This is a genomic window from Mycolicibacterium sediminis, from assembly GCF_010731735.1.
GTDB classification, from domain to species: Bacteria; Actinomycetota; Actinomycetes; order Mycobacteriales; family Mycobacteriaceae; genus Mycobacterium; species Mycobacterium sediminis.
In genome coordinates this window covers 5,378,663-5,391,702 of the sequence record NZ_AP022588.1, presented here as the reverse complement: position 1 = coordinate 5,391,702, position 13,040 = coordinate 5,378,663, and the positions used below count along the sequence as shown (strand labels likewise).

The following is a 13,040-nucleotide window of genomic DNA, read 5'->3' as shown; positions in this document are numbered from 1 at the left end:
CCGACTGAACCCCAGGAGGGGGATGCATCCGTCGCAGGGCACTCTTTCGCCCCTTTCGCACCACGGGTGGGTCAGTAAGGTCGGATCACGTGAAAGCACTTCGTCGGTTCACCGTGCGTGCCCACCTTCCCGAACGTCTTGCCGCGCTCGAGCGCCTCTCCGTCAACCTGAGGTGGTCCTGGGACGCACCGACCCAGGAACTGTTCGCCGCCATCGACCCGGAGCTGTGGACCCAGGCCCACGGCGACCCGGTGGCGCTGCTTGGACTGGTCAGTCCGTCGCGTCTCGACGAGCTCGCCGAGGACCAGTCGTTCCGCGACCGGGTCAACCAGGTGGCCGCCGATCTGGACGACTATCTGAGCCGTCCGATGTGGTACCAGCAGCGCGGCGCGGACGGTGAGGTGCTGCCCACCGGAATCGCCTACTTCTCCATGGAATTCGGCGTCGCCGAGGTGCTGCCCAACTATTCCGGCGGACTCGGGATCCTTGCCGGCGACCACCTCAAGTCGGCGTCCGACCTCGGCCTGCCGCTCATCGCGGTGGGCCTCTACTACCGGAGCGGCTACTTCCGGCAGTCCCTCACGGCAGACGGCTGGCAGCACGAGAACTACCCGTCGCTCGACCCGCAGGGCCTGCCGCTGCGGCTGCTGACCGATGCGGAGGGACGGCCCGTCCTGGTGCCGCTGTCGTTGCCCGGAGCCGGTGAGTTGAACGCCCGCGTCTGGATCGCCCAGGTCGGGCGGATCCCGCTGCTGCTCCTCGACTCGGACACACCCGAGACCGAACACGACCTCCGCGGCGTGACGGACCGGCTGTACGGCGGCGACCAGGACCACCGCATCAGGCAGGAGATCCTGGCCGGAATCGGTGGGATCAGGGCGATCCGGGCGTTCACCGCCATCGAGGGTTTGCCCGAGCCGCAGGTGTTCCACATGAACGAGGGCCATGCGGGCTTCCTCGGACTGGAGCGCATCCGCGAACTCGTCACCGACGGCGGACTCGACTTCGACACCGCGCTCGCGGTGGTCCGGTCGTCGACGGTGTTCACGACTCACACCCCCGTCCCGGCGGGCATCGACCGCTTTCCCGTGGACATGGTGACCCACTACTTCGGGACCGCGTCCGGCGGCGACGACGCCGACGCCGCGGATCCGGCCGAGGAGTCACGACTGCTCCCCGGTCTGCCGTTGGACCGCATCCTGGCGTTCGGTGCGGAGGACGACCCGACGAAGTTCAACATGGCGCACATGGGATTACGGCTGGCGCAACGCGCGAACGGCGTGTCGCTGCTGCACGGTCAGGTCAGCCGGGGAATGTTCAACGAGCTGTGGCAGGGCTTCGACGAGGACGAGGTGCCCATCGGGTCGATCACCAACGGCGTCCACGCCCCGACGTGGGCGGCGCCGCAGTGGGTGGAGCTGGGCCGGGAACTGCTGGGTTCCGACGACCTCGGATCGCTGAGCGAGCCCGACACGTGGCAGCGTCTACAGCAGGTCGACCCGGGCCATCTGTGGTGGATCCGCTCGCAGCTGCGCGCGCTGCTCATCGACGACGTCCGGGCGCGGCTGCGCCGGTCGTGGCTCGAGCGCGGCGCCTCGGAGGCCGAACTGGGTTGGATCGCAGGGGCATTCGATCCCGACGTGCTGACCATCGGCTTCGCCCGCCGGGTGCCCACCTACAAGCGGCTGACGCTGATGCTGCGTGATCCGGAGCGGCTCGAGCAGTTGCTGCTCGACGACGCCCGGCCGGTGCAGCTCATCGTGGCCGGCAAGTCGCATCCCGCCGATGACGGCGGCAAGGCGCTGATCCAGCAGGTAGTGCGCTTCGCCGACCGGCACGAGGTACGGCACCGCATCGCGTTCCTGCCGGACTACGACATGTCAATGGCACGGTTGCTGTACTGGGGTTGCGACGTCTGGCTGAACAATCCGCTGCGGCCGCTCGAGGCGTGCGGGACCTCGGGGATGAAGAGCGCGCTCAACGGCGGGCTCAACCTGTCGATCCGCGACGGCTGGTGGGACGAGTGGTACGACGGCGAGAACGGCTGGGAGATCCCGACCGCGGACGGACTGGCGGACGAGACGCGTCGGGACGACCTGGAGGCCGCCGCGCTCTACGGTCTGCTGGCCAACTCCGTCACCCCGAAGTTCTACGACCGCGACGAGCACGGCGTGCCGACGCGCTGGGTCGAGATGGTGCGGCACACGCTGCAGGTGCTCGGCCCGAAGGTGTTGGCGTCACGCATGGTTCGTGACTACACCGAGAAGTACTACGCGCCCGCCGCCAGGTCGCTGCACCGCACCATCGAGGCGCTCGACGGCGTACCGTTCGGCGCCGCCCGGGACCTCGCGGACTACCGCAGGCGCGCCGAGCAGGCCTGGCCGGGCATCAGGATCACCGACGTCGACAGTTACGGCCTTCCCGACACCCCGCTGCTCGGTTCGGAGTTGACCCTCACCGCGACCGTCGACCTGGCGGGAATGGGTGCCCACGAGGTGGCGGTCGAGGCGGTCGTCGGCCGCGTCGACGCCACGGACGGCCTGGTCGAGCCGTCGACGGTGCAGATGGAGCACGTTGGCACCGCCGACGGTGGGCGGGAGCTGTTCTCGACCACGACGCCGCTGCCGGTGGCAGGGCCGGTCGGTTACACCGTCCGGGTGCTGCCGCACCATCCACTCCTCGCGGCGGACGACGAACTCGGCCTCGTCACGCTGGCGTGAGCAGGATCCTGGAGGTCCCCGTCGAGGGCGGGCCGTACGGCCTCGCGGCGGGGTCCGACGGAGCGATGTGGGTCACGCTGGTGCACGGCGGTGCCGTGGCGCGCGTGACACCCACCGGGGAACTGCGCACGTTCGCGGTCGCCGCGGACGCCAAGCCGTCGCAGATCACGGCCGGGCGTGACGGGGCGATGTGGTTCACCCGCTCCGGTGACGACCGCATCGGGCGGATCACCACCGACGGTGTCCAGTCGGTCGTCGAATTGAGTTCCGGCAGTGCACCGTTCGGCATCACGGTCGGGCCGGACGGGGCCATCTGGTTCACCACGATGAGCGGTGGCACGGTCGGCCGGATCGACGACGACGGGGGAGTCGACGAGTGGCCCGTCGGCGGTCGACCGTCCATGATCACCGCCGGCCCCGACGGTGCGCTGTGGTTCACGATGAACGGCGCCAACGCCATCGGCAGGCTCGACGCCTCCGGCGGGCTGACCACGCGAGAGCTGCCCACCCGGGGTTCCGGTCCGGTCGGCATCACCGCGACGCACGACGACGCCGTCTGGTTCACGGCGATACTCGCCGACAAGATCGGCCGGATTCCCATGAACGAAGCGATCCAGGAGTTGGACCTGCCCGGCAAGCCGCACGCCATCGTTGCGGACCCGACCGGCGGGGTGTGGGTGAGCCTGTGGGGCGCCGATCAACTGGCGTGGGTGAGCGCCGACGGCGAGCTGTCGACGATCGACCTGCCCGCGGGAAGCGAGCCGCACGGCGTCGCCATCGACCGCGAGGGTGCGCTGTGGGTCGCCCTCGAGGCGGGTTACGTGCTGCGGATGCCGTTGTGACGACGATTCGACGCCGTTTCGCAACCTGACCCGGCGAGGTGTCGCCTCGTCGGCCGAGTTCGGCGGCGATAGGTTCGGCCCCAACCACAACCCTGGGGGTCCGTCCGTGCCGGCTCGTCGCTTCGCCGTGCTCACCGCGTGCGTGGTGGTCGGTGTGTTCGGCGTGCCGTCGGCGGCGGCCGAACCCGGGCCGGTGCCCCCCGACTCCGCGCCGGGCGGCGACGGGCGGGTCCCCTCGGCGCCGATGGCGGTTCTCAACACGCCCGACGGGTGGACACTCGCCCTCGCCGCGAAGGACGAGACGCAAGTGGCCAATGCGCCCCTGACCACCGCGCTGTCCTCCCGTGAATACGTGGTGGGCGGCACCTTCGACGGCACGCTGCGCGGACCCGCCGACCCCGAGGAACCCATCGGGACCATGGAGGTCGGCTACCAGATCGGGTGCGGCATCGACATGAGTACCTCCAACGGCGTCTCACTGACCGGCACCACGGGCATCTCGCCGTCGGTGGGCTTCGCCGGCGTCGACGTCGCCTCACCGTTGCCCGAGGGGCTGATACCGGTGGTGACCACACCGGTCACCGGCGGCGTCACCGTCGGCCTCAAACCGGGGATCATCAACGTCGTCCCGGTCACCAAGAAGGACTTCTCGGGCTTCGACCCGTGGGTCATGATCAGCAACTTCCACGTCAAGATCGACGGCTGCGTCGGTCAGTCCTTCATCCGGTCCTACGCGTTCCTCACCCGCTCGACCAAGTCGTCCGACGCCATCCTGGCCTGGTACGGCATCACCACGGTCGTCTAGTCGAAGCGCCTGAAGCACCGGTCGGTGTCGCCGAGGACACCGACCCGGAAGGCGTCGATGCGCGAGAAGCCCGAGGGCACCGACTCGCCGTTGACGTCGCTGGCCACCAGGCCATTGAGCAGGATGCCGGACACCGCCTCGTCGACGTCACCGGCCGTCAGCGCAATGGTGTCGCCGTCCGGCGTGGTCACCGACTCGGTCATCCGGGACGTCGCGACACCCGTGAGGCACGCGGTGCGCAGGGCGGCCTCGGCGTCGTCGAGCGTCACACCGCCGCGCTCGCGCTGCAGCGCCTGCATGTAGCGGGAGACGAGGATCGAGTAGGCGGTGTTGTCACCGCTGGCGAGCCCGCCACCGTCCTCGTCCTCCGAGGGGACGCCCACCGCCTGCAAGGCAGGTAGGTCGACGACGATCGTGTTGGTGGCGGGACAGTACGCGGCGGGCGGATGCATGCGGGCGTCGTCGCACGGTTGGTCGTCGAAGGTCAGCGCGGGCGGGTTCGCCGGCTCGAACAGGATCGTCATCGCATCGACGATCGACCGAACCGAGTCCCCGGTGACGGCGAGTTCGCCGGTCTCGTCCTCGGGCAGCAGCACCGGCAGGTCGCCACGCCGCTGCTCGATCTCCTGGGAGTCGATGGCGGCGCACGAGGTCGGGCCGTCGGTGAAGCCGAACTGGAACGCCGACACCCGCTCGAACGCCGAGCCGTGTTCGTCCTCCGTGGCCTCGGGATCGTCCTCGTTGACCAGCGGGTCCCGGAACGCGATCATCGCGGCCAGCAGGTTGTTCAGGCCGTCACCGGTGTTGAGGGTGAACCGGGCGGAATTCCCCTCGGCCACCCAGCGCATGTACGAGCCCGCCAGGCAGTCGGCCTGCTGTTCGCCCACCAGCGTCGGGGTGTCCGGTTCGATGAGGCCGGCCTGGTGCTGCACGGCGTGGCCGTACTCGTGCGCCAGCACCATCGGGACGGCCATGTCGCCATTCGCGCTTCGCAGCGACGGCAGCAGTTCGCCGCGGTCCCATCCGATGGTCTCGTCGTCGAAGCAGTAGCCGGCGTTGACCAGTGCGAAGGTCTCGGATCCGCAGAAGACGCCGTCGAATCCGTTGCTGTCCCAGGAGTACACCTCCCGAACGGGGGTGAACGCACCGCCGAACGCGTCACCGTAGGCCGAGCCCCAGAACTCCTCGATGTCGCTGATCGCCTGCTCGCCCAGGTGGTCGATGTCGCTGCCGTCGGTGCCGACGGCGACGCGCGTCGGTTGGGGTGCGTCGTCCCGCAGCCCCGTGGGCCCGTCGGTGGCGGGCATGCCCGCGACGCTGAACGGATCGCTGAACACCGAGACCGCGGTGCCCTGCAGCGTGCTGGTGCAGGCGGACAGCAGCACCGCTGCGCAGGAGACGATGCCGATCGGCAGGAGATGACGTCGACGCATGGACGCTGCCTTTCGGGTCGCCCTGCGGCCGGCGGCGCGCACACGAGGATGGGTGTCGAGACTAGTGACCCGGCGGGCTCCGCAGGACGGTAACGGGCGTCAGCCGTCGCGGAGCCGCTCCAGCGCGGCGCGGACGCGCACGCCGTCGGTGGTGGCCCAGTACGGCGGGAGGGACGCCCGCAGGTAGCCGGCGTAGCGTGCCGTCGCCATCCGGGAGTCGAGGACGGCGACGACACCGCGATCGTCGACGCTGCGCAGCAGTCGGCCCGCGCCCTGGGCGAGCAGCAGCGCGGCGTGACTCGCGGCCACGGCCATGAACCCGTTGCCGCCGTGCGCCGCGATCGCACGCTGACGGGCGGTGACGAGGGGGTCGTCCGGCCGTGGGAACGGGATGCGGTCGATCAGCACCAGGGTCAGCGACGGGCCGGGGACGTCGACGCCCTGCCACAGCGACAGGGTTCCGAACAGCGACGTCTCGTCGTCCTCGGCGAATCTGCGCACCAGCGCCGACGTGGTGTCCTCGCCCTGGCAGAGCACCGGCGTGTCCAGTCGGCCGCGCATCGCCTCCGCCGTCGCCTTCGCCGCGCGCATCGACGAGAACAGACCCAGCGTCCGGCCGCCCGCCGCGGTGACGAGCCCGGCGATCTCGTCGAGCTGCTCGGCGGATCCAACGCCGTCACGACCGGGCGGCGGCAGGTGTGCGGCGACGTAGAGGATGCCCGACTCGGCATGCGAGAACGGCGATCCCACGTCGAGGCCGCGCCACTTCGCCCCCTCGTCGTCGTCGCCGAACTTCAGTCCCCACGACCTCGCCATCGCGTCGAAGGTGCCGCCGACCGTGAGCGTCGCGGAGGTGAGGATGACCGTCGACTGGTCGAAGATGCGGCCGCGCAGCAGGCCCGCCACGGACAGCGGGGCCACCCGCAGCACCACCCTGACCTGCCCCCGAATTTCGTCGCGATCCAGCCACACCACGTCGGTGCGGTCGGGAATGGCCGGACCGTAGGACGACAGGACCCGCGTCGCGATGTCACTGACGTCGGACAGCGCGGTCACCGCCTCGTTGCGGGCGGACGCCGCCTTCGGATCGCTCGGCGAGGTGTCGATCGACGAGCGGACCTTGTCCGTCGCGTCGCGCAGCACCACGAGGTAGGCGGTCAGCTCCTCGTCGAGATGGTCCTTGCGGCCGGGCTCCTCGTCGTGCAGCGCGGACGTGAAGGTTGCGATGGCGGCCTCCAGTCGCTGTGCCACTTCGGGATCCACCAGTCGCGAGGCTCGTCGGTGCGCGATGCCGAGCGAGGTGGCGGACAGCTCACCGGTCGCAACGCTGGTGACCCGGTCGACGAGTTCATGTGCCTCGTCGACGACGAGCATGTCGTGCTCGGGAAGCACGTTGACGTCGGCGATCGCGTCGATCGCCAGCAGGGCGTGGTTGGTCACGACGACGTCCGCGGTGCCCGCCTTCGCACGTGCCTTCTCGGCGAAGCAGTCGGTGCCGTAGGTGCAGCGGGTCGCGCCGATGCACTCGCGCGCCGACACGCTGACCTGACTCCACGAACGGTCGGGCACCCCTGGGGTCAACTCGTCGCGGTCACCGGTCTCCGTGTCGGACGACCAGTCGTTGAGTCTCTTGACGTCGCGGCCGAGCTGCGTCGACGCGACGGCGTCGAACAGCTCCTCCTGCGGTCCGTCGTAGGACTCGCGGCCGGCCCCACCGTGAATCTTGTTCAGGCAGAGATAGTTTCCGCGCCCCTTCAGCAGGGCGAACTCGGGTCGACGTGGCAACTCGGCGGCCAGTGCGTCGGCCAGGCGGGGCAGGTCGCGGTCGACGAGCTGACGTTGCAGAGCGATCGTCGCCGTGGAGACCACCACGGGATGGTTCGACTCGACCGCATGCGAGATGGCGGGGACCAGGTACGCCAGCGACTTGCCGGTCCCGGTGCCGGCCTGCACGGCGAGGTGCTCACCGGACGAGAAGGAGCGCTCGACGGCCTGCGCCATCTGGACCTGACCGTCTCGCCGGGCGCCGCCCAGCGCCGTGACCGCGGCCGCCAACAGGTCCGAGACGCGTGTCGGGGCCGTGGTCGGTTCAGTGTCTGCGGCCACGGATCACCCGGCCCCCACCATCCGGGTGGGCACGGCCGGCTCGCCCGCGGAGAGTTTGAGGCCATCCCACGGCAGGCTGCGCAGCCCGGCCGCGACGCGGGCACGCGCGTCGGCCAGCGACGGCTCGCCGACGACTCGACCCTCGCGGACCAGGGGGATCGCCAGCTCGCGGGCCACCAGACCGTCGGGCGCCTGCGGCGCCGTGCCCGCCGGATGGATCACTTCCTCGACGATCGTGCCGGACTCCTTGGCGAGGCGCAGCGCATGCTTGCGACCGCCGTGGGATTCCTTGTGGCTGCTGCGCTTGGCCACCGGGATCCCGTCCACCTCTACCAGCTTGTAGACCATGCCCGCCGTCGGCGCACCCGAGCCCGTGACCACGGACGTGCCGACGCCGTAGCTGTCGACCGGGACGGCGCTCAGCGAGGCGATCGCGAACTCGTCGAGGTCGCTCGACACGACGATCCGGGTGCCCGTCGCCCCGAGTCCGTCGAGTTGGCTGCGGACCTGCCGGACCAGGACGCCGAGTTCGCCGGAATCGATGCGGACGGCCCCGAGTCCGGTCCCCGCGGCGGCGATCGCGTTCTCGACCCCGGTGGTGATGTCGTAGGTGTCGACGAGCAGCGTGGTGTCGACGCCGAGCGCCTCGACCTGCGCGGTGAAGGCCGCTCTCTCGTCCGGACCGTCGACGCCCGTGTGCAACAGGGTGAACGCGTGTGCACTGGTACCCAGCGCGGGCACGCCGTGACGCCGTTCGGCGGCGAGATTCGACGATCCGGCGAAGCCGGCCAGGTAGGCGGCGCGCGCGGCGGCGACGGCCGCCTCCTCGTGGGTGCGTCGCGAGCCCATCTCGATGAGCGGCCGGCCCTCGGCGACGCTGACCATGCGCGCCGCGGCCGAGGCGATCGCGCTGTCGTGGTTGAGGATGGACAAGGCCAGGGTCTCGAGGATGACGCACTCGGCGAACGTGCCGTGCACCGACAGCACCGGTGAACCCGGGAAGTACAGCTCGCCCTCGGGATAACCGTCGACGTCGCCGCCGAACCGGTAGTCGGCGAGGAACGCGAGCGTGTCGGGGTCGAGGAAGCCGCCGAGCAGCTCGAGCGCGGCCTCGTCGAACGTGAACTGCGGCAACGCTTCCACCAGCCGACCCGTACCTGCGACGACACCGTACCTGCGGCCGGCGGGGAGCCGGCGCGCGAACACCTCGAAACTGGTGCGGCGATGGGCGGTGCCATTGCGCAGGGCAGCCGCGAGCATCGTCAGTTCGTACTTGTCGGTCAGCAACGCCGGAGACAACGAGGTCACCCGCCAACCGTAGCGGCTGGGCGTCGCCCCGGGTCGCAGCGATGCGACGCGCCGTGCGCTCCCACCCGTCGTTTCCCACCCCGGGTCGCCGCGCTCCTGCCGCGCACGCGTGGACAGCCCGCAGAACCCCACTCGCTATCCTTGGCTCCATGGTCACCCCAGCGCGGACCCGTCCGGGTACCAGCGAGGAGAGCGTCGTCGACGCTGCCGAGGCCACCGAGAGCCCCTGGGTCACGATCGTCTGGGACGATCCGGTGAACCTGATGTCGTACGTGACCTACGTCTTCCAGAAGCTGTTCGGCTACAGCGAGCCGCACGCCACAAAGCTGATGATGCAGGTCCACGAGGAGGGCAAGGCGGTCGTGTCGTCGGGAACTCGCGAGTCGATGGAGGTCGACGTCGCCAAACTCCATGCTGCGGGCCTCTGGGCGTCCATGCAGCAGGACCGCTGAGGGCTGGGGATCGACGGGTGCGGAAGTGGAAGCGCGTCGACACGGCCGACGGTGCGCGGTACCGATCGGCGCTCGCGGCGCACGAGTCGGCGCTGCTGACCAATCTGGTCACGTCGCTGATCGAGATGCTGACCGATCGCGAATCCGATTCGCCGAGAGACGCACTCGAAGAACTCACCGGGATGAAGACGGGCAACTCGACGCCGCCCGAGGACGACACCATGCGTCGTCTGCTGCCCGACTTCTACCGTCCCGCAACCGAACACCCGGCGGGGTCGAACACCGCCGACAGTCTCAACTCGGCGCTGCGCAGCCTGCACGAACCGGCGATCATCGACGCGAAACGCGAAGCCGCGCAACGGCTCCTGGACACCGTTCCCACCTCGGGTGGGAAGTTCGAATTGACCGAGGAGGACGCCCACTGCTGGGCGGCGGCGGTCAACGACGTGCGGCTCGCGCTCGGCACCATGCTGGAGATCGGCGCGGACGGGCCGGACCGGCTGCCCCCGGAGCATCCGATGGCCGGCCATCTCGACGTGTACCAGTGGCTGACCGTGCTTCAGGAGTACCTGGTGCTGACGCTGTTGAACTCGGCGCGGTGAGCGGGTCGATCACCGACGTGGCAGGCATCCTCGTCGGGCAGCATCACCGCCTCGACGACGACGCGACGCTGGGCTCGGGCTGGGCGAGTGGCACCACCGTCGTGCTCGTGCCGCCGGGGACGACCGGCGCCGTCGACGTGCGCGGTGGGGCGCCGGGGACTCGCGAGACCGATCTGCTCGACCCGTCGAACAGCGTCCGCTACGTCGATGCGGTCGTGCTGACCGGCGGCAGCGCCTACGGACTGGCCGCCGCCGACGGCGTCATGCAGTGGCTCGAACGGCAGGACCGCGGCGTCGCGATGGACGGCGGAGTCGTCCCGATCGTGCCGTCGGCGGTCATCTTCGACCTACCGGTCGGCGGGTGGCAGTGCCGGCCCACCGCCGAGTTCGGTCGGCTGGCGGCCGAATCCGCGAGCCGCGACGTCGCGGTCGGCACCGTCGGCGCGGGCGTCGGCGCGCGCGCCGGAGTGCTCAAGGGCGGTCTCGGGACCGCGTCCATCCGGCTGGACGACATCGGGGTGACCGTCGGCGCGATCGTCGCGGTGAACTCGGCGGGCAACGTCGCCGATCCGCGCACCGGTCTGCCGTGGATGGCGGAGTTCGCCGCCGAGTTCGGCCTCATCCCGCCACCGGCGGAGGAAGTCGCGGCGTACGCCGCCCGGGAGGCGGAACTCTCGCCGCTCAACACCACCATCGCCGTCGTCGCCACCGACGCACTGCTCAGCCCCGCCGCATGTCGCCGTGTCGCCGTCGCCGCGCAGGACGGTCTGGCGCACACCATCCGGCCCGTGCACACCCCCCTCGACGGCGACTCCGTGTTCGTGCTGGCGACGGGCGCCATCGAGGTGGAACCGGCCGCCGACACCCCGGCGGCGATGTCCCCGGAGACCGCGCTGACCACCGCCGTCGGTGCGGCCGCCGCCGAGTGTCTGGCCCGTGCGGTCATGGTCGGCGTGCTCGCGGCCACCTCGGTCGCCGGAATACCCACCTACCGGGACATGGTTTCCGGAGCGTTCCCGAGCGGAGGTGACGCCTGACGTGCTGGTGATTCGCAACGACCTGGTCGACGCCATGGTCGCTCACGCGCGCGCCGACCATCCCGATGAGGCATGCGGCATCATCGCAGGCCCCGAGGGTTCGGACCGACCGGAGCGCTTCGTCGCGATGGTTAACGCCGAGCGGTCGCCGACGTTCTACCGGTTCGACTCCATGGAGCAGTTCCGGGTGTGGAAGGCGATGGACGAGGCCGACGAGGTCCCCGTCGTCGTCTATCACTCGCACACCGGCACCGAGGCCTACCCGAGCCGGACCGACGTCTCGATCGCCGCGGAACCGGACGCGCACTACGTCCTGATCTCGACCAGGGACCCCGACCGCCACGAACTGCGCAGCTATCGGATCGTGGACGGGACCGTCACCGAGGAGCCCGTGGAGATCGTCGAGCAGTACCAGAGCCCGCACCGAGAGGATCGACCATGACCGTCAACGTCTCCATCCCGACCATCCTGCGCACCCACACCGGTGGCGAGAAGCGCGTGACCGCCACCGGGGACACCCTCGGCGCCGTCATCGCCGACCTCGAGGCCAACTACTCCGGCATCACCGAGCGCATCGTCGACAAGGAGAACGCGGGCAAGCTGCACCGGTTCGTCAACGTCTACGTCAACGACGAGGACGTCCGCTTCTCCGGTGGCCTCGACACCGCGATCTCCGACGGTGACTCGGTGACGATCCTGCCCGCCGTCGCGGGTGGGTCCGTCGGGGGCTGATCCATGGCCCGCTACGACTCCCTGCTCCAGGCTCTGGGCGGCACGCCGCTGGTCGGGCTGCAGCGCCTCTCGCCGCGCTGGGCGGACGGGCCGGACGGTCCGCACGTCCGACTGTGGGCGAAGCTCGAGGACCGCAATCCCACCGGCTCGATCAAGGACCGGCCGGCGTTGCGGATGATCGAGCAGGCCGAACGGGACGGGCTGCTCGCGCCCGGTGCCACGATCCTGGAACCGACGAGCGGCAACACCGGCATCTCGCTGGCGATGGCGGCCGTGCTCAAGGGCTACCGGCTGATCTGCGTGATGCCGGAGAACACGTCGATCGAGCGGCGCCAGCTGCTGGAGCTGTACGGCGCGGAGATCATCTACTCGCCTGCCGAGGGCGGCTCCAACACCGCCGTCGCCACCGCCAAGGAGTTGGCGGCCGAGCACCCCGAGTGGGTCATGCTCTACCAGTACGGCAACCCGGCCAACGCCGCCGCGCACTACGACGGCACCGGTCCCGAACTGCTGGCCGACCTCCCCGAGATCACGCACTTCGTCGCCGGGCTCGGGACCACCGGGACCCTGATGGGCGCGGGCCGGTTCCTGCGCGAGCACGTGCCCGGCGTCCAGATCGTCGCCGCCGAACCGCGCTACGGCGAAGGCGTGTACGCGCTGCGCAACATCGACGAAGGTTTCGTACCCGAGCTGTACGACCCCGAGGTGCTCACCACCCGGTACTCCGTCGGGGCGTTCGAGGCGATCAAGCGGACGCGCGAGATCGTGGAGGTGGAGGGCATCTTCGCGGGCATCTCGACGGGCGCGATCCTGCACGCCGCGCTGGGGATGGGCGCGAAGGCCATCAAGGCCGGCGAGCGGGCGGACATCGCCTTCACGGTGTGCGACGCGGGATGGAAGTACCTCTCGACCGGCGCGTACACCGGTAGCCTGGACGATGCCGAGGACTCGCTGGAGGGGCAGCTATGGGCATGACGGTGAGGTACGACTCGAGCGTGGGCCG

At 70.2% G+C, this 13,040-nt stretch carries 12 protein-coding genes; 9 read left to right on the top strand and 3 right to left on the bottom strand.

The features are described from left to right. Positions 1 to 89 precede the first annotated feature (89 nt). From glgP to G6N64_RS25665, 3 genes are all read left to right on the top strand, one after another. Positions 90 to 2,720: an alpha-glucan family phosphorylase gene (gene glgP, locus G6N64_RS25675; RefSeq protein ID WP_163800625.1), complete on the top strand. Its 2,631-nt coding sequence runs from the start codon at positions 90 to 92 to the stop codon at positions 2,718 to 2,720. Next, positions 2,717 to 3,562 carry a virginiamycin B lyase family protein gene (locus G6N64_RS25670; RefSeq protein WP_163800624.1) on the top strand — a complete coding sequence of 282 codons (846 nt, stop codon included), beginning with the start codon at positions 2,717 to 2,719 and terminating at the stop codon, positions 3,560 to 3,562. The genes glgP and G6N64_RS25670 overlap by 4 nt, the downstream gene beginning before the upstream one ends. Before the next feature lie 106 nt (positions 3,563 to 3,668). Further along, positions 3,669 to 4,367: an MspA family porin gene (locus G6N64_RS25665; protein ID WP_409370814.1), complete on the top strand. Its 699-nt coding sequence runs from the start codon at positions 3,669 to 3,671 to the stop codon at positions 4,365 to 4,367. Here the strand turns inward: G6N64_RS25665 and G6N64_RS25660 are convergent. The 3 genes from G6N64_RS25660 to G6N64_RS25650 form a co-directional block, all read right to left on the bottom strand. After that, positions 4,364 to 5,800, bottom strand: coding sequence for a neutral zinc metallopeptidase (locus G6N64_RS25660; protein ID WP_163800623.1), 1,437 nt, complete (start codon positions 5,798 to 5,800; stop codon positions 4,364 to 4,366). The two genes, G6N64_RS25665 and G6N64_RS25660, sit on opposite strands and share 4 nt — an antisense overlap. Positions 5,801 to 5,899: 99 nt before the next feature. Continuing rightward, the gene (locus tag G6N64_RS25655) at positions 5,900 to 7,906 is read right to left on the bottom strand and encodes an ATP-dependent DNA helicase (protein ID WP_246230802.1); all 2,007 of its coding nucleotides are present in this window, start codon (positions 7,904 to 7,906) and stop codon (positions 5,900 to 5,902) included. Between the two features lie 3 nt (positions 7,907 to 7,909). Beyond that, positions 7,910 to 9,205 carry a nicotinate phosphoribosyltransferase gene (locus G6N64_RS25650; protein WP_174267004.1) on the bottom strand — a complete coding sequence of 432 codons (1,296 nt, stop codon included), beginning with the start codon at positions 9,203 to 9,205 and terminating at the stop codon, positions 7,910 to 7,912. Between the two features lie 158 nt (positions 9,206 to 9,363). Between G6N64_RS25650 and clpS the strand changes: the two genes are divergently transcribed. Genes clpS through G6N64_RS25620 form a run of 6 tightly spaced genes read left to right on the top strand, consistent with a single transcriptional unit; the run spans position 9,364 to position 13,012 of the window. Continuing rightward, positions 9,364 to 9,666, top strand: a complete 303-nt coding sequence (gene clpS / locus G6N64_RS25645) for an ATP-dependent Clp protease adapter ClpS (protein WP_163800621.1) — start codon at positions 9,364 to 9,366, stop codon at positions 9,664 to 9,666. Positions 9,667 to 9,683: 17 nt separating this feature from the next. Further along, positions 9,684 to 10,268 (top strand): oxidative stress transcriptional regulator AosR, encoded by a 585-nt coding sequence (gene aosR / locus G6N64_RS25640; RefSeq protein WP_163800620.1) that lies wholly within the window; start codon positions 9,684 to 9,686, stop codon positions 10,266 to 10,268. Continuing rightward, positions 10,265 to 11,305: a P1 family peptidase gene (locus G6N64_RS25635; protein ID WP_163800619.1), complete on the top strand. Its 1,041-nt coding sequence runs from the start codon at positions 10,265 to 10,267 to the stop codon at positions 11,303 to 11,305. The genes aosR and G6N64_RS25635 overlap by 4 nt, the downstream gene beginning before the upstream one ends. Position 11,306: 1 nt before the next feature. Further along, complete coding sequence (locus G6N64_RS25630; protein ID WP_163800618.1) at positions 11,307 to 11,747, top strand: M67 family metallopeptidase; 441 nt, start codon at positions 11,307 to 11,309, stop codon at positions 11,745 to 11,747. Beyond that, the gene (locus tag G6N64_RS25625; protein ID WP_163800617.1) at positions 11,744 to 12,037 is read left to right on the top strand and encodes a MoaD/ThiS family protein; all 294 of its coding nucleotides are present in this window, start codon (positions 11,744 to 11,746) and stop codon (positions 12,035 to 12,037) included. The genes G6N64_RS25630 and G6N64_RS25625 overlap by 4 nt, the downstream gene beginning before the upstream one ends. A gap of 3 nt (positions 12,038 to 12,040) precedes the next feature. Next, on the top strand, positions 12,041 to 13,012 hold the full coding sequence (locus G6N64_RS25620) for a PLP-dependent cysteine synthase family protein (RefSeq protein ID WP_163800616.1): 972 nt from the start codon (positions 12,041 to 12,043) through the stop codon (positions 13,010 to 13,012). The last annotated feature ends 28 nt before the right edge of the window (positions 13,013 to 13,040 follow it).

Coding starts and splice junctions, on each gene's coding strand:
- clpS (WP_163800621.1), top strand. CDS start 9,364: ATGGTCACCCCAGCGCGGACCCGTCCGGGTACCAGCGAGGAGAGCGTC.
- G6N64_RS25620 (WP_163800616.1), top strand. CDS start 12,041: ATGGCCCGCTACGACTCCCTGCTCCAGGCTCTGGGCGGCACGCCGCTG.
- G6N64_RS25660 (WP_163800623.1), bottom strand. CDS start 5,800: ATGCGTCGACGTCATCTCCTGCCGATCGGCATCGTCTCCTGCGCAGCG.
- G6N64_RS25625 (WP_163800617.1), top strand. CDS start 11,744: ATGACCGTCAACGTCTCCATCCCGACCATCCTGCGCACCCACACCGGT.